At 62.4% G+C, this 17,590-nt stretch carries 16 protein-coding genes, 1 tRNA gene and 1 pseudogene; 7 read left to right on the plus strand and 11 right to left on the minus strand.

Annotated elements, in window-relative coordinates:
* Nucleotides 1-13: 13 nt before the first annotated feature.
* On the minus strand, nucleotides 14-892 hold the full coding sequence (gene dapA, locus ACMGF5_RS02570) for a 4-hydroxy-tetrahydrodipicolinate synthase (protein ID WP_012315797.1): 879 nt from the start codon (nucleotides 890-892) through the stop codon (nucleotides 14-16).
* Nucleotides 893-1,152: 260 nt separating this feature from the next.
* Between dapA and ACMGF5_RS02575 the strand changes: the two genes are divergently transcribed.
* On the plus strand, nucleotides 1,153-1,713 hold the full coding sequence (locus ACMGF5_RS02575) for a glycine cleavage system protein R (protein ID WP_008097509.1): 561 nt from the start codon (nucleotides 1,153-1,155) through the stop codon (nucleotides 1,711-1,713).
* 11 nt (nucleotides 1,714-1,724) lie between these two features.
* Nucleotides 1,725-2,198: a peroxiredoxin gene (locus ACMGF5_RS02580; protein ID WP_039605383.1), complete on the plus strand. Its 474-nt coding sequence runs from the start codon at nucleotides 1,725-1,727 to the stop codon at nucleotides 2,196-2,198.
* Between the two features lie 114 nt (nucleotides 2,199-2,312).
* Here ACMGF5_RS02580 and ACMGF5_RS02585 read toward each other — a convergent pair whose 3' ends face one another.
* Nucleotides 2,313-3,383, minus strand: coding sequence for an AI-2E family transporter (locus ACMGF5_RS02585; RefSeq protein ID WP_046787985.1), 1,071 nt, complete (start codon nucleotides 3,381-3,383; stop codon nucleotides 2,313-2,315).
* A gap of 20 nt (nucleotides 3,384-3,403) precedes the next feature.
* A complete protein-coding gene (locus ACMGF5_RS02590) occupies nucleotides 3,404-3,643 on the minus strand; it encodes a sulfurtransferase TusA family protein (RefSeq protein ID WP_012315801.1) in 240 nt (79 codons plus the stop codon).
* Between the two features lie 119 nt (nucleotides 3,644-3,762).
* On the opposite strand from ACMGF5_RS02590, the gene ACMGF5_RS02595 reads away from it, so the two are divergent.
* Nucleotides 3,763-5,199: a M48 family metalloprotease gene (locus ACMGF5_RS02595; RefSeq protein WP_012315802.1), complete on the plus strand. Its 1,437-nt coding sequence runs from the start codon at nucleotides 3,763-3,765 to the stop codon at nucleotides 5,197-5,199.
* A 96-nt stretch (nucleotides 5,200-5,295) separates the two neighbouring features.
* Here ACMGF5_RS02595 and nadA read toward each other — a convergent pair whose 3' ends face one another.
* Nucleotides 5,296-6,354, minus strand: coding sequence for a quinolinate synthase NadA (gene nadA / locus ACMGF5_RS02600; RefSeq protein WP_119687636.1), 1,059 nt, complete (start codon nucleotides 6,352-6,354; stop codon nucleotides 5,296-5,298).
* A 298-nt stretch (nucleotides 6,355-6,652) separates the two neighbouring features.
* Entirely contained in the window at nucleotides 6,653-8,161 is a 1,509-nt protein-coding gene (locus tag ACMGF5_RS02605; RefSeq protein WP_174142327.1) for a YdgA family protein, read from the minus strand.
* A 548-nt stretch (nucleotides 8,162-8,709) separates the two neighbouring features.
* Between ACMGF5_RS02605 and ACMGF5_RS02610 the strand changes: the two genes are divergently transcribed.
* From ACMGF5_RS02610 to ACMGF5_RS02625, 4 genes and pseudogenes are all read left to right on the plus strand, one after another.
* Nucleotides 8,710-10,062, plus strand: a complete 1,353-nt coding sequence (locus ACMGF5_RS02610; RefSeq protein WP_046787983.1) for an APC family permease — start codon at nucleotides 8,710-8,712, stop codon at nucleotides 10,060-10,062.
* A 285-nt stretch (nucleotides 10,063-10,347) separates the two neighbouring features.
* Nucleotides 10,348-11,337 (plus strand): annotated as a pseudogene (locus tag ACMGF5_RS02615) (HAMP domain-containing protein); the annotation flags it as partial.
* 102 nt (nucleotides 11,338-11,439) lie between these two features.
* Nucleotides 11,440-12,195, plus strand: a complete 756-nt coding sequence (locus tag ACMGF5_RS02620) for a methyl-accepting chemotaxis protein (RefSeq protein ID WP_371928101.1) — start codon at nucleotides 11,440-11,442, stop codon at nucleotides 12,193-12,195.
* A 74-nt stretch (nucleotides 12,196-12,269) separates the two neighbouring features.
* Entirely contained in the window at nucleotides 12,270-13,229 is a 960-nt protein-coding gene (locus ACMGF5_RS02625) for a cation diffusion facilitator family transporter (RefSeq protein ID WP_046787981.1), read from the plus strand.
* Between the two features lie 62 nt (nucleotides 13,230-13,291).
* Here ACMGF5_RS02625 and ACMGF5_RS02630 read toward each other — a convergent pair.
* From ACMGF5_RS02630 to tolB, 6 genes are all read right to left on the minus strand, one after another.
* Nucleotides 13,292-13,367 (minus strand) — tRNA-Lys (locus ACMGF5_RS02630).
* A gap of 61 nt (nucleotides 13,368-13,428) precedes the next feature.
* The gene (queC, locus tag ACMGF5_RS02635) at nucleotides 13,429-14,103 is read right to left on the minus strand and encodes a 7-cyano-7-deazaguanine synthase QueC (protein WP_046787980.1); all 675 of its coding nucleotides are present in this window, start codon (nucleotides 14,101-14,103) and stop codon (nucleotides 13,429-13,431) included.
* Nucleotides 14,104-14,119: 16 nt separating this feature from the next.
* Nucleotides 14,120-14,767, minus strand: a complete 648-nt coding sequence (queE, locus tag ACMGF5_RS02640) for a 7-carboxy-7-deazaguanine synthase QueE (protein ID WP_174142329.1) — start codon at nucleotides 14,765-14,767, stop codon at nucleotides 14,120-14,122.
* A 159-nt stretch (nucleotides 14,768-14,926) separates the two neighbouring features.
* Nucleotides 14,927-15,742: a tol-pal system protein YbgF gene (ybgF, locus tag ACMGF5_RS02645; protein WP_046787979.1), complete on the minus strand. Its 816-nt coding sequence runs from the start codon at nucleotides 15,740-15,742 to the stop codon at nucleotides 14,927-14,929.
* A 6-nt stretch (nucleotides 15,743-15,748) separates the two neighbouring features.
* Nucleotides 15,749-16,246 carry a peptidoglycan-associated lipoprotein Pal gene (gene pal, locus ACMGF5_RS02650; protein WP_115274062.1) on the minus strand — a complete coding sequence of 166 codons (498 nt, stop codon included), beginning with the start codon at nucleotides 16,244-16,246 and terminating at the stop codon, nucleotides 15,749-15,751.
* Between the two features lie 54 nt (nucleotides 16,247-16,300).
* Nucleotides 16,301-17,572, minus strand: a complete 1,272-nt coding sequence (gene tolB, locus ACMGF5_RS02655) for a Tol-Pal system beta propeller repeat protein TolB (protein ID WP_046787978.1) — start codon at nucleotides 17,570-17,572, stop codon at nucleotides 16,301-16,303.
* Between the last annotated feature and the right edge of the window lie 18 nt (nucleotides 17,573-17,590).

Below are 17,590 nucleotides of genomic sequence, written 5' to 3' on the forward strand. Positions count from 1 at the left end.
TGTACTTCCTCGATTAAACCAGTACGCCGGACTGGCGCAAGGCAGTACGGACTTTTTCGTGACAGCCTTCGCTCAGCCAGGTCAGTGGCAGGCGAATGCCTTTTTGCATCAGGCCCATTTCGACGAGCGCGTATTTCACCGGAATCGGGTTGGCTTCGCAGAACAGGTCTTTGTGCAGCGGCATGAGTTTTTCGTTGATTGCGCGGGCCTTCTCGGCGTTGCCCTCAAGGGCGGCCTCGCACAGATCGGCCATTTCGCGCGGGGCGACGTTGGCGGTGACCGAAATGTTGCCTTTGCCACCCAGCAGGATCAGCTCGACGGCAGTCGGGTCGTCGCCGGACATGACGATGAAGTCCTTGCTGACGCCATCGAGGATGGCCTTGGCACGGGCCAGGTCGCCGGTGGCTTCCTTGATGCCGATGATGTTGGGCACGGTCGACAGGCGGATCACGGTCTCGGCCTGCATGTCGCAGGAGGTGCGGCCGGGTACGTTGTAGAGGATCTGCGGGATGTCGACGGCTTCGGCGATGTGCTTGAAGTGCAGGTACAGGCCTTCCTGGGTCGGCTTGTTGTAGTACGGCACCACCAGCAGGCAGGCGTCGGCGCCGGCGTCCTTGGCGTTCTGGGTCAGGTGCACGGCTTCGGACGTGGAGTTGGCACCGGTGCCGGCGATGACCGGAATGCGGCCAGCGACCCGCTTGACCACGAATTCGATGACCTCGATGTGTTCTTCGACGCTCAGGGTGGCCGACTCGCCGGTGGTGCCGACGGCGACGATCGCGTGGGTGCCGTTTTCCAGGTGGAAGTCTACAAGTTTGCCGAGGCTGCCCCAATCAAGACGCCCTTGTGCATCCATGGGTGTGACCAATGCCACCATACTGCCCGCAATCATGTAACTGCTCCTGCCGGAAAAAGAGAGCGGTAATGGTACTGGGGGCATCGGCCTTGCACAAGCGAAGCAGGCGGGTGGAGCATTCCCCTCGGCGCCTTATTTCGCTACCCTTGATCCTTTGATCGGTGCAGCGCGGCCCGCCGGGCCGTCGACCTTGCTCCCCGGCCAGCGTCCACGTCCTCGCATGCGAGCCTCGGGCCCTGCCGACAGGAGGCTTTCGCCCGTCCTGTGCCGACCGCTCATCGCTTTAGGAATGCTGCATGTCCACCCCCACCGTCCGCGAACAATTCCTTGTCATCAGTGCCCTGGGCCCCAACCCCATGGAGCTGGCCAACGTCCTCAGCCGCGCTGCCTTCGAGAACCGCTGCGCGGTCGTCACCTCGCGCCTGAGCCGCCATGGCGAGACCAGCGCCCTGGTATTGCAGGTCGGTGGCAGCTGGGACGCCCTGGCGCGCCTGGAGTCCACCCTCCCCGGCCTGGGCAAGAAGCACGGCCTGACCCTCGACGTGGTGCGCAGCGCCGACCAGGAAGTGCGCCCGCAGGCCCTGCCTTATGTGGCCTATGTCAGTGCGGCCTACCGCCCGGACATCATCAACGAGCTGTGCCAGTTCTTCCTCGACCACCGTGTCGAGCTCGAAGCCATGACCTGCGACACCTACCTGGCGCCGCAGACTGGCAGCAGCATGCTCAACGCCCAGTTCACCGTGATCCTGCCGGCCGGCACCCAGATCAGCTGGTTGCGCGACCAGTTCCTCGACTTTGCCGACGCCCTCAACCTGGACGCGCTGATCGAGCCTTGGCGCCCACAGAACCCCGTTTAAGGAATGCATCCATGGCAGTAGCACTCGACCAACCCGTCGCCGATTTCCAGGCCCAGGCCACCGGCGGCCAGACCGTCAGCCTGGCCGAGCTCAAGGGCCGTCAGGTAGTGGTGTACTTCTACCCCAAGGACAGCACCCCAGGCTGCACCACCGAAGGCCAGGGCTTCCGCGACCAGCATGCAGCGTTCGAAGCGGCCAACACCGTGGTGTTCGGCGTGTCGCGCGACGGCATCAAGTCGCATGAGAACTTCAAGGCCAAGCAGGGCTTTCCGTTCGAGCTGATCAGCGACAAGGACGAGGCCCTGTGCCAGCTGTTCGATGTGATCAAGCTGAAGAAGCTGTATGGCAAGGAGTACATGGGCGTAGACCGCAGCACCTTCCTGATCGACAAGGACGGTGTGCTGCGCCAGGAATGGCGTGGCGTGAAGGTGCCGGGCCATGTGGATGCCGTACTCGCGGCGGCCCAGGCGCTGAACAAGGCTTGAGATTGACTGGGGCTGCTGCGCAGCCCTTTCGCGGCACAAGCCCGCTACAGGGGGTTGCGTTCGTCTGTAGGAGCGGCCTTGTGCCGGGAAAGGGCCGCAAAGCGGCCCCATGCATCACAACATCGGCGCCACAGCAGGTTCCTGCCGCGGCCAGGCATCGAGCACTGCCTTGATCAGCGTCGCCAGCGGGATCGCGAAGAAGATCCCCCAAAAGCCCCACAACCCGCCAAACAGCAACACCGCGCAGATGATCGCCACCGGGTGCAGGCTCACCGCCTCTGAGAACAGCAGCGGCACCAGCACGTTGCCATCGAGCGCCTGAATGATGGCGTACACCGTCATCAGGTAGATGAACTGATCACCCCAGCCCCATTGGAACAGCGCGATCAGCGTCACCGGCACAGTCACCACCACCGCCCCTACATACGGCACCACCACCGACAGGCCTACCAGCAGCGCCAGCAGCGCGGCGTAATTGAGCCCCAGGCTGATGAACGCGATGTAAGTGGCAATACCGCAGATCAGGATCTCGATGCCCTTGCCGCGGATGTAGTTGGCGATCTGCCGGTTCATTTCAGTGCCTACCCGGTTCAGCAAGGTCCGCTGGCGCGGCAGGTAGCCACTGACCCAGCGGCCGATCTGCTCACGGTCCTTGAGAAAGAAGAACACCAGAATCGGCACCAGCACCAGATAGATCATGGCACTGACCAGCAGCGGCAGGCTCGACAGCGAGAAGGTCAGTGCCCATTGGCCGAACTTGCCGATCTCGCCGCGCACCGACTCGATGGCATGCAGCACCTGCTCATCAGACACCAGATGCGGGTAGCGCTCGGGCAGCAGCAACAGCAGCGACTGCCATTTGCCGAGCATGCCCGGCAACTCGTTGAACAAGGTGATCAACTGGTGCCACAGCAACGGCACCAGCACCAGCAGGAACACCGCCAGCGCGCCCATGAACAGGGCGAACACCACCATCACCGCCAGCCGCGTCGGCACCCGAAGGCGCTCCAGGGCATTGACCAGCCCCTGCATCAGAAAAGCCAGCACCATGCCCGCCAGCACCGGCGCGAGCATGCCGCCCAAGGTAAGGACCGCGGTAAAGGCCAGAAACAGCAGGACCGCCAGCACCACCGCTTCCTCATCGGAGAAGTAGCGCTCTATCCAGTCGCGAAGCACTTTGAACATTGACGATCCTTGATTGGGGCTCAGGCCTTGCGCAGCCAGTAGGTATAGGTGCCGGCCTCGGCCATTTCATGCAGCAGCGTATGACCGGCCAGCTGGGCAAAAGTGCGGAAGTCGCGCTGTGAGCCTGCGTCGGTCGCAATCACCTTCAGCACCGCGCCACTGGCCAGACGGTTGAGCTCCATCTTCGCCTTGAGCAGAGGCAGGGGGCAGTTCAGCCCGCTGGCGTCGAGTTCGGCGTCGCAGGTCGGGGTGCTAGTCATCAGGGGTCTCCAAACGTGGGGCAGACGTCTTTGGTAACAGGCTGGCTAGCATACCGCCACTGGTCGCCAACGTGTGAGCGGGCTACAGTAGGGGCTTTGACCCGACGCGAGCTTCGTGCATGAATCTACTGCGCCCTACCCTGTTGACGCTGGCCTGCCTGATGGCCCTACCCGGCCATGCTAGCGACCTGCCTTCACTGGGCGACGCCAGTTCCGCGATCGTCTCGCCGCAGCAGGAGCACCAGCTCGGGCGCGCCTGGCTCAGCCTGCTGCGCGGCCAGGTCAACCAGCTGAACGACCCGCAGCTCAAGGACTACGTCGAAACCACCGTGTACCGCCTGGCCGAAACCAGCCAGCTGCAGGACCGGCGCCTGGAATTCATCCTCATCGACAGCCGAGAGCTGAACGCCTTCGCCGCCCCCGGCGGCATCGTCGGCGTCAACGGCGGCCTGTTCCTCAACGCCCAGACCGAAGGCGAATACGCCTCGGTACTGGCCCACGAACTGGCGCACTTGTCGCAGCGCCACTTCGCCCGTGGCGTCGAGGCCCAGCAACGCATGCAACTGCCAATGATGGCGGCGCTGCTGGCCGGTATCGTACTGGCGGCAGGGGGCGCCGGCGATGCCGGCATCGGCATGATTGCCGGCACCCAGGCGGCGGCGATCCAGGAGCAGCGGCGCTTCTCGCGGCAGAACGAGCAGGAAGCCGACCGCGTCGGTATCCAGAACCTGGAAAAGGCCGGTTACGACCCGCGCAACATGCCGACCATGTTCGAGCGCCTGGCGCGCCAATACCGCTACGACGCCAAACCACCAGAATTCCTGCTGACTCACCCGGTGACCGAATCGCGTATCGCCGACACCCGCAACCGGGCCGAACAGGCCCCCCCGGGCGGCGTCGAGGACAGCCAGCGTTATCAGTTGATCCGCGCCCGCGTGGCCCTCATCTACGAAGGCACGCCGGGCCTGGCGGCCAAACGCTTCCGTGCGCAGTTGGACGAAGACCCCAAGCTGGACGCCGCCCGCTATGGTCTTGCCCTGGCACAGATCAAAGGCGGCCAGCTCAACGAAGCGCGTGAGAACCTGAAGCCGTTGCTGGCCAAGGCGCCCAACGACATCACCTACAACCTGGCGCAGATCGACCTGGACATCACCAACAACCGCTTGGCCGATGCGCAGCAGCGGGCGGAGCGCATGCAAGGTTTGTATCCGGGCAACTACCCGCTCAAGCAGGTGCGTGCCGACCTGCTGATCAAGCAGAACAAGCCCGCCGAGGCCGAAAAGGTACTGAACGACCTGCTCAAGAACCGCCCGGATGATCCGGATGTGTGGTACGACATGGCCGAAGTGCGTGGTTTGTCGGGCAACACCATAGGCCTGCACCGGGCTCGGGCAGAGTACTTTACCCTGGTGGGTGACTTCGACCAGGCGATCCAGCAGCTGGATTACGCCAAGCGTCGTGCCGGTAGCAACTTCCCGCTGGCGTCACAGATCGACCAGCGCCAGCGCGAGATCATGGAGCAACGGCGCATGGTGCAGGAGATGATGGGGCGTTAAGGGGGCTGCTTTGCGGCCCAATCGCCGGCAAGCCGGCTCTCACAGGTTCTGCAGCGCTGCAGATATTGTGGGAGCCGGCTTGCCGGCGATTGGCCCTCAGGCGTTACCCGACAGCTTGAGCCGAGCAGCCTGGGTGAAGTCCAGCATGCGGTTCAAAGGCTTGATCGCCTTCGGCACCAGCGCCGGGTCAACGAAAATCTCGTTGCTGCCTTTGCGCAAGCAATCCAGCACCCGCTCCAGGGTGTTCATGGCCATCCACGGGCAGTGCGCGCAGCTGCGGCAGGCCGCGCCGTTACCGGCGGTGGGGGCTTCGACGAATTCCTTGTCCGGGCACAGCTGCTGCATCTTGTAGAAGATGCCGCGGTCTGTGGCGACGATGAAGGTTTTGTTGGGCAGTGTCTGCGCGGCCTTGATCAGTTGGCTGGTGGAACCCACCGCATCGGCCAGGTCGATCACTGCCTCTGGCGACTCCGGGTGCACCAGGATCGCCGCATCCGGATACAGCGCCTTCATGTCCGCCAGCTGGCGCGATTTGAACTCTTCGTGGACGATGCAGGCACCGTCCCACAGCAGCATGTCGGCACCGGTCTGCTTCTGGATGTAACGGCCCAGGTGCTGGTCCGGGCCCCAGATGATGGTCTCGCCGTTGTCCATCAGGCTTTCGACGATCTCCAGCGCGCAGCTCGAGGTCACGACCCAGTCGGCACGCGCTTTAACGGCGGCAGAGGTATTGGCATACACCACCACGGTACGCTCGGGGTGCTGGTCGCAGAAGGCCGAGAACTCTTCGACCGGGCAACCGAGGTCGAGCGAGCAGGTAGCCTCCAGGGTCGGCATCAGCACGCGCTTTTCCGGGGTGAGGATCTTCGCGGTCTCGCCCATGAAGCGCACACCGGCGACGATCACCGTCTGGGCAGGGTGGTTCTTGCCGAAACGGGCCATTTCCAGCGAGTCGGACACGCAACCGCCGGTCTCTTCGGCAAGCGCCTGGATAACCGGGTCACAGTAGTAATGGGCAACCAGCACGGCATTCTGCGCCTGGAGCTCGGCAGCAATGGCCGCACGGTATTCGGCCTCCTGCTCGGCTGTCAGCGGGTTGGGCTGCTTGGCGTCGAGGTGGGCCTGAACCAACAGGCGTTCGGATATCTGGGTCATGATCGCTGGACCTGCAGGCGCGCATGCGCGTCAAATCGAGTGTATCACCCGGCCCTGACAGATCGGCTAAGGGCGCCGGACGGCAGGCAAGCCGCCACGGCCCTCTGCGGGCGCGGATTATTATCGGACGCCGAAGGCTACAGACAATCAAGGGATTTCTAAAGCGGTTTTTGTGTGGCCAGTACTGGCCTCATCGCCGGCAAGACAGTTGCCCCCACAGGTGTACACAGGCCATGAGGCTGTAGCCATCCTGCAGAAGCCGGCTTGCCGGCGATGAGGCCGGTACAGGCTCAATCAATCAGCCCTGCGGCTGCATCGCCGCAAAGTGCGCCGCGAGGATCATGGCGAACTCTTCAACGGTCATCTTCTTGCCATTGAAGTCGACCATGCCATCGACGTAGTGCAGGCTAGCCACCACGTCATTGCCCTGCACGGTGGCCATGCCACTCTGCAGCGCCATCATCCCGACCATCTCACCCGCCTGACTGGATTGCATGGCAATCGCCTGGGCATCGGTCTGCCCTTCCAGCAACGCCTGCAAGGTCGCCAGGTCACCCATCATCGGTTTGGACAGCGACAGCTTGCTCTTCACCTGAGTGATCAGCTGCTTGCTCAACTGGTCAGGCGGCAGGTCGAAGGAGGTGGGGCTGGCGAAGTCCATCGACAGGTTGAACCGGCTCTCGCCGTTGGCCGTCTTGAACGAAAGGTTCTCCACCGCCACCTGCGGCTTGGATGCCAACAGTTGCTTCAGGTCGCCCTGGAACTTGGCCTTCTCCTGTTCACCCATCTGGATTTGCGGCATCGGCTGGCCTGCCGCGGCGGCCTGCTCGAACTCCGGCAGATGGGCCTGGTACCACTGCGAGAGCGACTGCAAGGCCGGGGCGTTGAGCGACTTGATGCTGACCGCCATCTGCCCGCTGCCGACTGCGCGGCCATCCCAGCTGATGTCCGCGACCTTGTAATCCACGCGGCCACCGACGGTATCGGGGCCATCGAGGGTTTGCAGGACGTGCTGCTCCAGGCCTTTGAGCAACAGTACCTGTTGCTTGGGCCCCAGCGTCGCCTTGGCTTCGGCCAGCAGCACATCGACGTTACCGACATAGATCGCGTCATGCTGGGTAGCGGCCAGGTTACCGCCGATTTTCAGGCCCTTGAGCTCGAACGTGGCCGGCGGGTGATCATCCCCGACCAGCTTCATTTCGAAGCGATCGGCAGCACCATGGAATTTCGACGCCTTGCCTTCACTGTCGCCACTGATCTGCAGCTGCATACCCGAAAAATCGAGGGTCGTGCCGTTGTCTTCGGCCAGCTTGACCGGCGCCAGGAAGATGCTGCCATCGACACTGCCGTCAAAGCCCAGGCTGGTTTGCGAGCTGACCGGGACCTTGTCGCCGGCGGCGGCGAACCAGGGCGCGGTGAAGTCGTCCTTGTCCAGCGCACTGTTGCTGGCTGCCAGCACCGGCATCAGCCTGAAGGCCTTGACCCGCGACCAAGGGAACGGGCCGTGCTCGATCTGATCGGTTACACCCACATCGAAACTGATCGGCTCACCGTCAGACAGGCGAATGTCACGGACCTTGAGGCGATAGCGTGCGGTACTGGTGAAGAAGTGCTGCTCCAGCGAGGCCACTTCGATGGTCATGCTGCCGCCAACCCCGACAAGGGCCTTCTTCAACTGGGCATTGCCCTGATTGACGGCTTGCTCCAGCTGCGCAGGCAACTGCTTGCCGGTGTACCAGGCGCCAGCGGTGGTTACGACGGCAATGGCGATGGCCAGGCCGGAAAGGATGCCTACTGATTTCTTCATGAATAGAACCGATTGATGTCCATATTGGCGTGTTCGCAGCCATGAGCTGCGGGGGGAGCAGAATAGTATCACTCCCACCCCTTGGACGACGGTCGACACGCGGACGAAATGGGCAATCGAGACCTACCTGACGCTAGCGTGGGAAACTTCCCACTCGTTAAATTTTACGAACATCCGCATCGATCAAAACCGCAAAAAAGCGCGCAAAAACCGAACATTTCGGCTAATAAATCGATAAATATTTCAATTTAGTAACATCTTGTCATGTTTAACTTGACAGCCACCTACCCATCGTTTTTTATTTTCACCGCCTTGCCCAGCGCCACCCACGAAGAAGAACAGACGCGCCGTCATGATGCCTCACCGCCCCTGCCCGCACGCCCCACCTTCCTAGCCCAGGCTCTGCCAGCTCGCCCCCGGCGCATCGCCTGCGCCTACCTCTGCTCCGACAATAAAGGTGAACAACATGGAGCCCACCCGCTCGCCATTGCCGCATGCGCAATACAACCCGCCAGCCGTTCACGCCCAGCCGCAGGAGCCACGCCAGCATGCAGCCTGACCACAGCGCCACCGGCAACGGTCAACTCCGCAAAACCCTGCGCCTCTGGCACGTGATCATCATCGGCCTGGCTTACCTGACGCCGATGACCGTGTTCGACACTTTCGGCATTGTCTCGGGGATTACCGCAGGGCATGTGCCCAGCGCCTACATCCTGGCGCTGACCGGCATCCTGTTCACTGCCGTGAGCTACGGCACCCTGGTGCGCCGCTTCCCTCAATCGGGTTCGGCCTACACCTACACACAGCGCGCCATCAACCCGCATGTGGGCTTTCTGGTCGGCTGGTCGTCGCTGCTCGATTACCTGCTGCTGCCGATGGTCAATGCCTTGTTGGCCAAGCTCTACCTGTCGGCCATGTTCCCCGAGGTGCCGGAGTGGATCTGGGTAGCGGGCTTCGTCACCCTGATCAGCCTGATCAACATGCGCAGCGTCAACCTGGTGGCACACTTCAACCTGCTGTTCGTGGCCGTGCAGGTGGCGATCATCGCTGTGTTCATCTACCTGTGCGTGCGTGGCCTGGACCAGGGTGAAGGCCTGGGTACCGCGTGGAGCCTGCTGCCGTTCGCCGACAGCCAGACCCAGTTCAGCGCCCTGGCGGCCGGTGCGACCATCCTGTGCTTCTCGTTCCTGGGCTTCGACGCCGTGACGTGCCTGTCCGAGGAAACCCGCGACCCTGCCAAGACCATCCCACGGGCGATCTTCCTGACCGCACTGATCGGCGGCCTGGTGTTCATAACCGTGTCGTACTTCATCCAGGCCTACTTCCCGACCATGGCACGCTTCCATGACCAGGAAGCGGCCCTGCCGGAAATTGCCCTGTACGTGGGTGGCAAGCTGTTCCAGTCGATCTTCATCGCCTGCACGGTGATCAACACCATCGCTTCGGGCCTGGCCTCGCAGACCAGCGTCTCGCGCCTGTTGTATGTGATGGGGCGTGACAAGGTGATCCCGGCCGGCATCTTTGCTCGCCTGCACCCACGCTACAAAACACCGGTGCTGAACATCGCAGTGGTCGGGCTGATTTCCCTGTCGGCGATCTTCTTCGATCTGGTTACCGCCACCTCAATCATCAACTTCGGAGCACTGGTGGCGTTCAGCTTCGTCAACCTGTCGGTGATCAACCACTGCTATGTGCGTGAAGGCAATCGCCAAGGGCTGGCGAACAAGCTCATGTACCTGGTACTGCCGACCATCGGTTTCTGCATCATCGTGTCGCTGTGGCTAGACCTTAACGAACACTCGCTGATGTTCGGCGGGGTATGGGCGCTACTTGGCCTGGTGTACCTGGCCTGGCTGACCAAGGCCTTCACTGCCGCCCCCCCGAACTACGTTGCCGAATGACACTTGCCCTCTACACCGCCCGCGCCTGAACGCGGGCGTTGTCCTTGCACGAAAAGGAAAGCTCTCATGCCGCTGCGTCGCCTTTCTATCCAGTGGAAGATCACCTTGCTCGCCGGCCTGTGCCTGCTGGCCATCGTCGCGCTACTGGTGGCCACCTCGCTGACCCAGGCACAGCGCAGTGCAGCCTTGGTCAGCCAGGCCAACAGTGAAATGCTCGACCACAGCGCGCGCCTGCGCCTGCAGGCCCTCGCCGAAACCCAGACCCTGCGCATTCAGCGCTACTTCATGGACGCCTACCAGTACGCGAACGGTTTTACACGCCTGGTTCAGGTACTCAAAGCCCACGGTGGCAGCGACCTGCGCGCCGAACTGACCCACCAGGCACGCGCCAGCCTGGCGGGCAACCCGGACCTGATCGGGCTTTATGTGGTGTTCCAGCCCAACGCCCTGGACCACCAGGACAGCCAGTTCGTCGCCCAGGAGGCAGTCGGCAGCAACGACAGCGGGCGCTTTTCGCTGTACTGGTCGCAGCCCAGCCCGGGCAACCTTGAGCGGGAGGCCATGCCTGAAGCGATGCTGGCCGACAGCACGGTTGGCGCCAACGGGGCGGCACAGAACCGCTGGTTGACCTGCCCTCAGGAAACGGCCAAGGCCTGTGTGGTCGAGCCCTACCTCGACGAGGTCAATGGCCGCCAGGTACTGATGACGAGCATCGCCCTGCCCCTGCTGGAGGGCGGCAAGGTAGTAGGCGTAGTGGGCCTGGACATCGGCCTAGACAACCTGCAGCAGTTGAGCCTGGACGGCCGCCAGGAGCTGTTCGATGGCCAGGGCCAGGTGAGCATCGTCAGCACTACCGGCTTGCTGGCCGGGCACAGCCGCGACGCCAGCAAGCTGGGCACTCTCCTGGACAACGACGTGGCGCAGGGCCTGTTGCGCGTCGGCCGCCCGTTCGCCCCGATCCCCGGCGCCGCTCCCTGGCAGGTACTGCTGGAGCTGCCCGAAGCTGTGCTTCAAGCACCCGCCGTCGCTCTCAATCAGAGGCTGAGCGAACACAACCAAAGCGCCAATCTGACCAGCCTGCTGATCGGCCTGGGTGCCGCGATCGTCGGCCTGCTGCTGGTTTGGCTGACCGCACGTGGCGTGACCCGGCCGATTCTGGCCGTAGCCGCACGCCTCGAGGATATCGCCAGCGGTGAGGGCGACCTGACCCGGCGCCTGGACTACGCGCGCCAGGACGAACTGGGCCAGTTGAGCGGCTGGTTCAACCGCTTCCTCGACAAGCTGCAACCGGTGATTGCCCAGGTCAAAGGCTCGCTGCTCGAAGCCCGCGGTACCGCCGATCAGTCCGCTGCCATCGCCAGCCAGACCAGCAGCGGCATGCAGCAGCAACAGCGCGAGATCGAGCAGGTGGCCACCGCCGCCAACGAGATGAGCGCAACTGCCCAGGATGTCGCCCACAACGCGGCGCAAGCCGCCCAGGCAGCACGTGGCGCCGATCAGGCGAGCCGCGAAGGCCTGCAACTGATCGCCAGCACCCGCCAGGCGATTGACAACCTGGCAGTCGGGATGGATGCCGCCATGGACGAGGCCCGCGCACTGGAGCAGCGCAGCGAGCAGATCGGCTCGGTACTGGAGGTGATCCGCGCCATTGCCGAGCAGACCAACCTATTGGCCCTAAACGCCGCCATCGAAGCGGCCCGCGCTGGCGAGGCCGGGCGGGGTTTTGCCGTGGTGGCTGACGAGGTACGCAGCCTGGCGCAGCGCACCCAGGTGTCGGTGGAAGAAATCCGCCAGGTCATCGAGGGCCTGCAGCAAGGCACCCAGGATGTGGTCGGCGCCATGCATGATGGGCAGAAACAGGCGCAGGCCAGCGCCTTGCAGATGGAACAGGCACTGCCGACGCTGCAGCGGATCGGTGAAGCGGTGGCGGTGATCAGCGACATGAACCTGCAGATCGCTTCGGCCGCTGAAGAACAGAGCGCTGTGGCCGAGGAAGTGAACCGTAACGTGGCCGGTATCCGCGATGTGACTGAATCGCTATCGGGCCAGGCTGATGAGTCGGCGCGCATCAGCCAAGCGCTGAACCGCCTGGCCAATCAGCAGCAGGCTTTGATGGAGCAGTTTCGCGTTTAGCCCGTACGGGCCCAATTACCGGCTACCGGCGATTGGGCCCGTACAGGCACCCACCTTTTGAAAGAGTTTTACCCATGGAAACACCCAACAAATCCCCCTTCTTCGACCTTGCCAGCGAACAGGGCCTGCTACGCACTTCGATCGCCGTCACCCTGTTCATCGCCACCATCGGCATTGCCTTCGGCCTGGCGTCCGGCTCGTTCTCGATCATTTTCGACGGTGTCTACTCGCTGGCCGACGCCGGCATGAGCGGCCTGTCGCTGGTGGTGGTCAAGCTGATCACTACGCACGCCACCAGCCGGCACGTGTCACGCAAGCTGCGCGAGCGCTTCACCATGGGCTTCTGGCACCTGGAGCCGATGGTGCTGGCGCTCAATGGCATCCTGCTCAGCGGTGTGGCGCTCTACGCCCTGATCAACGCCGTCAGCAGCCTGCTCGAAGGCGGACGCCACCTGGAGTTCGGCATCGCCATGGTTTATGCGGCGCTGACCGTGATCGCCTGCGCGACCATCGCTGCAGTCGAAGCGCGGGCCAACCGCGAGCTGAACTCGGATTTCGTGCGCATGGACGTCAAGGGCTGGGTGATGTCGGCCAGCATCACCGCAGCGTTGCTCATCGCCTTCTGCTTTGGCTTTGCCGTGCAGGGCACGCAGTGGGAGTGGGTATCGCCGTACATCGACCCGGCGGTGCTGGCGCTGGTGTGCCTGGTCATCATCCCCTTGCCGCTGTCGGTGGTGCGCCAAGCCATGGCGGATATCTTTTTGGTGACACCTGGCGACCTGATGCTGCACGTGGATGAGGTGGCCGGTGCGTTCGTGGCACGCCACGGACTGGAATCCTATCGGGCTTACGTGGCCAAGGTCGGCCGCTCTCGGGAAATCGAGCTGTATTTCATCGTGCCCAAGCACCTTCCAGCCAAAAGCATTGAAGAGTGGGATGCGCTGCGCTGCGAAGTCGGTGATGCGATTGGCGGTGAAGGACCGGATCGCTGGTTGACGGTAGTGTTTACCGCAGACCCTGAGTGGGCTGAATAAGGAGGGGCAAAAACGACAAAGCCCGCCACCGTTTCCGGTAGCGGGCTTTGACTTACAGCGTATGGTGGGTCGTGTAGGATTCGAACCTACGACCAATTGGTTAAAAGCCAACTGCTCTACCAACTGAGCTAACGACCCGTTGGATGGCGCGTATAATACTGATTTCTAACGGGAAATCAACACCCCATCAAAACTTTTTTCAAAAATAACGGGTTGGGTCGTCTACCCCGGCGGCCTTGAAGCCGTCGGCGCGCAGGCGGCAGCTGTCGCACTTGCCACAGGCGCGGCCCTCATCGTCGGCCTGGTAGCAGGAGACCGTCAGGCTGTAGTCCACGCCACGGGCCATACCGGCCTGTACGATCTGCGCCTTGCTCATGTTCTGCAGCGGCGCCTGGATCCGGAAGCCCTGCCCCTCGACACCGGCCTTGGTCGCGAGGTTGGCCATGCGTTCGAACGCTTCGACGAACTCAGGGCGGCAATCGGGGTAGCCCGAGTAGTCCACGGCATTGACGCCGATGAAGATGTCGCGCGCCTGCAGCACTTCTGCCCAGCCCAGAGCCAACGACAGGAATACGGTATTGCGTGCCGGCACATAGGTCACCGGAATACCCTCGCCCGGGGTTTCCGGCACATCGATGCTGCTGTCGGTCAGTGCCGACCCCCCGATGCCATCGAGGTTCAAGCCGATGACCTTGTGCTCCACGACGCCCAGGTCACGAGCGACCCGCGCAGCAGCGTTCAATTCAGCACGATGGCGCTGGCCATAGTCGAAGCTCATGGTGTAGCAACTGTAGCCTTCGGCCTTGGCCATGGCGACGACAGTGGCCGAGTCGAGGCCGCCGGACAGCAGGATTACTGCGCGTTTCTCAGTCATGTACTTTTGCTCCTAATCAACGTCCGGGCTCGTCGTTCCACAGCAGCTTGTGCAGCTGCAGCTGGAAACGCACAGGCAAGTTGTCGGCAACGATCCAGTCGGCCAGGTCACTGGCCTTCACCTGGTGATGGCTTGGCGAAAACAGCACTTCACCGGCGCGCTCGGCAAGGTTGTACTGAATCAGCTTGGAAACCGCCCAGTCATAGTCCTCGCGTGAACAGATGACGAACTTGACCTGATCATTGCCGGTCAAGTGCTCAATGTTCTGGTAGAGGTTGCGGTGGGACTCTTCAGAGCCCGGGGTCTTGAGGTCGACCACGCGGCTGACGCGAATATCGGTAGCCGAGATATCCAGGGCACCACTGGTTTCGAGCGAAACCTCATAGCCGGCATCGCACAGGCGCTGCAACAGTGGCAAGGCATTCGGCTGGGCCAGTGGCTCGCCGCCAGTCACGCACACATAGCGTGGCTTGAAGCCGGCCACCTGTTCCATGATCGAATCCAGGCTACGCACAGTACCGCCACTGAAGGCGTAGGCACTGTCGCAGTATTGGCAGCGCAGGGGGCAACCGGTCAGGCGCACGAATACCGTGGGCAGCCCAGCCGTGCGTGTTTCACCCTGCAAAGAGTAAAAGACTTCGGTGATACGTAATGTGTCTTGCATGATCGCCACGGGCGTGACAGCTAAACAGGCTGTCCGCCTCCGTCAGGCACTGTCACGGACTCGACATGGCGTTATCCGCAGCAGCGTGTTTAAGAAAAAGGGCAATGATTCTAACGAAAAAACCCGCGCCTGGCGCGGGTTTCTTTTGAACGGTGCTACTTAGAGCTTCTGCAGGTCACGCTGCGCCAGCTGAGCGGCGGATGTGCCGGGGTACTGGGTGATGACTTGCTGCAGGATGCCCTTGACCTTGTCGGTATGGCCCATGCGGCGCTCGACGTCGGCCAGCTTGTACAGGGAGTCCGGTACCTTGCTGTGCTTGGGGTACTTCTGGCTGACCTGGGCAAAAGCCTGGCTGGCACTTTGCAGGTCACCCTTGGCCAGGTTCACCTCACCCAGCCAGTACTGGGCGTTGCCTGCGTACTGGCTGTTCGGGTACTTGCGCAGGAAGGCGCCGAACGCCTGGCTGGCCTTGTCGAAGTCCTTCTGCTTGATCAGGTCGAAAGCCGCATCGTAATAGAGCTTCTCTTTCGCAGGATCAGCCGGCTCGCTGTTGGCGGCCGGTTGCTGTGCAGCAGCGCCAGCGGCGCCTGCTGCTGCACCGGCGGCGGCATCGGGTGCACCACCGGTGGAGGAATTATCGGGGGTCGCGGCAGGCGCGCCACCACTGTTGATGCGGCGATCCAGATCCTGGTAACGCTCCAGGCTTTCCTGCTTCATGCGGGCGACATCGTTTTGCAGCTCTTCGATGATGCCTTGCTGGCGGGATATCTGGTCCTGCATCTGTTGCAGCTGCATGAACAGCTGGCCCTGTGCTGAGGCAGGGGTCGAAGCCCCTGCCCCGGCATAGGCGCCGCTCGTGCCATAACCCGAAGGTGGGTAAGCACCTGCGTTGTCATCTACTACAGGAACCGCAGCCCACGCCGAAAGCGGAAGGCTGAGTGCGAGGACGGTTACAGCACGACGGCACATACGCATAAGAACTTACTTACGCAGTTCTACGCGGCGGTTCTGAGCCCAGGACTGCTCGTCGTTGCCGGTGGCAACTGGACGCTCTTCGCCGTAGGAGACCAGTTCCAGCTGAGCAGGGGAAACACCCTGCAGAACCAGGTAGCGCTGAACGGCTTTGGCACGACGCTCGCCCAGAGCCATGTTGTACTCGCGAGTACCGCGCTCGTCGGTGTTGCCTTCCAGAACAACACGGCTGCCGTTGGACTTCAGGTCCTTGGCGTGAACGTCCAGAGCGCGCATGGCTTCTGGCTTCAGGTCCGAGCTGTCGTATTCGAAGTAGAAGGTGGTGATTGCGCGCAGGGCGGCTTCTTCGCTCAGGGAACCGTCAACAGCGCCAGTGTTGGCACCGTAGCCAGCGTTAGGGTCAACAGCGCCTTCGCCAGCGTTGTCACCGCCCTTCGAGGAGCAACCTACAGCTACAGCCATGGCCAGAGCCAGCGCAGCAAATTTACCAAACTTCAGCATTTCCATCGTGAAACTCCTAATGAAACCCCAGTGTGTTAAGCAAAACGTATTACGCCGCAATCAGTTCAGGTAAGGGGACCAGGACGGTTCTCTGACTTCGCCTTGAGCGGTAGGAAGTGGGAGCCTCACGCGGCCATTAAGCGACACGAGCATCAAGACTCCCCGGCCCTGCTGGCGGGTGGCGTAGATTAGCATGGTGCCGTTTGGCGCAACAGTGGGAGACTCATCAAGACTTGTTTCCGAGAGAATCTTTACACTTCCTCTTTGCAAGTCCTGTGCCGCCACTTTGAAGTTGGTGAAACCCTGCTGACGATGGATCATTACCAGCGTCTTTTCGTCCGCCGAAAGTTTCGGGTTGGCGTTGTAGTTACCTACGAACGTCACACGCTCGGCGCTACCACCACTGACCGACTGTTTGTAGATCTGCGGCTTGCCGCCACGGTCGGAGGTGAAGTACAGGGTGTTGCCATCCTTGCCCCAGAACGGCTCGGTATTGATACCCGGGCCGGCAGTGACACGGCTGATCTGGCGCGAAGCCACATTCATCACGTAGATGTCCGGGTTACCGTCCTTGGACAGCACGAACGCCAGGCGCGAACCATCCGGCGACCAGGCCGGAGCACCATTGAGGCCTTCGAAGTTGGTGACCTGTTCGCGGCGGCCGGTGTCGATGTGCTGGATGAAAATGCGCGGCCGCTTCTGCTCGAACGAGACATAGGCGATACGCTTGCCATCCGGCGCGAAACGCGGCGACAGGATAGGCTCACGCGACTGCAGCAAGGTCACTGCACGCGCACCATCGTAGTCCGAACGCTGCAGGGTGTAGCGGGTATTGTTGGTCGAGAAGCGCTCGGCGGTCACGTACAGCATGCGGGTGGAAAACGCACCCTTGATGCCGGTGAGCTTCTCGAACGACTGGTCGGCGATGTAGTGCGACATGTCGCGCAACTGGTCGACGCTGCCGGCAACGCTGCCGGTCAGCACTTGCTGCTCGGTGGCGACGTTGAACAGTGCGTACTGCACCTGCAGGCGAGCGCCCGACGGCACGATGCTGCCGACCATCACGTACTGGGCGCCCAGGGCTTTCCAGTCACGGAAGATCACTTCGCTGGCCTGGGTAGGCTGGCTGATCATGTTCTGCCGTGGGATGGGCGCGTAGTAGCCAGAGTTGCGCAGGTCATTGCCGATGATATCGGCCATGTCTTCCGGCAGCACACTGCCACCCTGCAGACCGAACGGCACTACCGCGATGGGCGTTGCCCGATCGCTGCCGCTGGTGACCAGGATGTTCTTTTCCTCTGCCATGGCCATGCCTGCCACGCAGCACAGCATGACCAGCAGTCCTCGAAG

It is taken from the genome of Pseudomonas sp. BNK-15, assembly GCF_047456105.1.
In the GTDB taxonomy this organism is placed as follows: Bacteria; Pseudomonadota; Gammaproteobacteria; order Pseudomonadales; family Pseudomonadaceae; genus Aquipseudomonas; species Aquipseudomonas putida_E.

What these genes read in the sequence shown, in the direction of transcription:
- ACMGF5_RS02620 (WP_371928101.1), top strand. Translation starts at nt 11,440, where the DNA reads ATGCAGCAGCAACAGCGCGAGATCGAGCAGGTGGCCACCGCCGCCAAC.
- queE (WP_174142329.1), bottom strand. Translation starts at nt 14,767, where the DNA reads ATGCAAGACACATTACGTATCACCGAAGTCTTTTACTCTTTGCAGGGT.
- ACMGF5_RS02580 (WP_039605383.1), top strand. Translation starts at nt 1,725, where the DNA reads ATGGCAGTAGCACTCGACCAACCCGTCGCCGATTTCCAGGCCCAGGCC.
- ACMGF5_RS02595 (WP_012315802.1), top strand. Translation starts at nt 3,763, where the DNA reads ATGAATCTACTGCGCCCTACCCTGTTGACGCTGGCCTGCCTGATGGCC.
- ybgF (WP_046787979.1), bottom strand. Translation starts at nt 15,742, where the DNA reads ATGCGTATGTGCCGTCGTGCTGTAACCGTCCTCGCACTCAGCCTTCCG.
- pal (WP_115274062.1), bottom strand. Translation starts at nt 16,246, where the DNA reads ATGGAAATGCTGAAGTTTGGTAAATTTGCTGCGCTGGCTCTGGCCATG.
- ACMGF5_RS02625 (WP_046787981.1), top strand. Translation starts at nt 12,270, where the DNA reads ATGGAAACACCCAACAAATCCCCCTTCTTCGACCTTGCCAGCGAACAG.
- nadA (WP_119687636.1), bottom strand. Translation starts at nt 6,354, where the DNA reads ATGACCCAGATATCCGAACGCCTGTTGGTTCAGGCCCACCTCGACGCC.
- ACMGF5_RS02605 (WP_174142327.1), bottom strand. Translation starts at nt 8,161, where the DNA reads ATGAAGAAATCAGTAGGCATCCTTTCCGGCCTGGCCATCGCCATTGCC.
- ACMGF5_RS02590 (WP_012315801.1), bottom strand. Translation starts at nt 3,643, where the DNA reads ATGACTAGCACCCCGACCTGCGACGCCGAACTCGACGCCAGCGGGCTG.
- ACMGF5_RS02610 (WP_046787983.1), top strand. Translation starts at nt 8,710, where the DNA reads ATGCAGCCTGACCACAGCGCCACCGGCAACGGTCAACTCCGCAAAACC.
- ACMGF5_RS02575 (WP_008097509.1), top strand. Translation starts at nt 1,153, where the DNA reads ATGTCCACCCCCACCGTCCGCGAACAATTCCTTGTCATCAGTGCCCTG.
- dapA (WP_012315797.1), bottom strand. Translation starts at nt 892, where the DNA reads ATGATTGCGGGCAGTATGGTGGCATTGGTCACACCCATGGATGCACAA.
- tolB (WP_046787978.1), bottom strand. Translation starts at nt 17,572, where the DNA reads ATGCTGTGCTGCGTGGCAGGCATGGCCATGGCAGAGGAAAAGAACATC.
- ACMGF5_RS02585 (WP_046787985.1), bottom strand. Translation starts at nt 3,383, where the DNA reads ATGTTCAAAGTGCTTCGCGACTGGATAGAGCGCTACTTCTCCGATGAG.
- queC (WP_046787980.1), bottom strand. Translation starts at nt 14,103, where the DNA reads ATGACTGAGAAACGCGCAGTAATCCTGCTGTCCGGCGGCCTCGACTCG.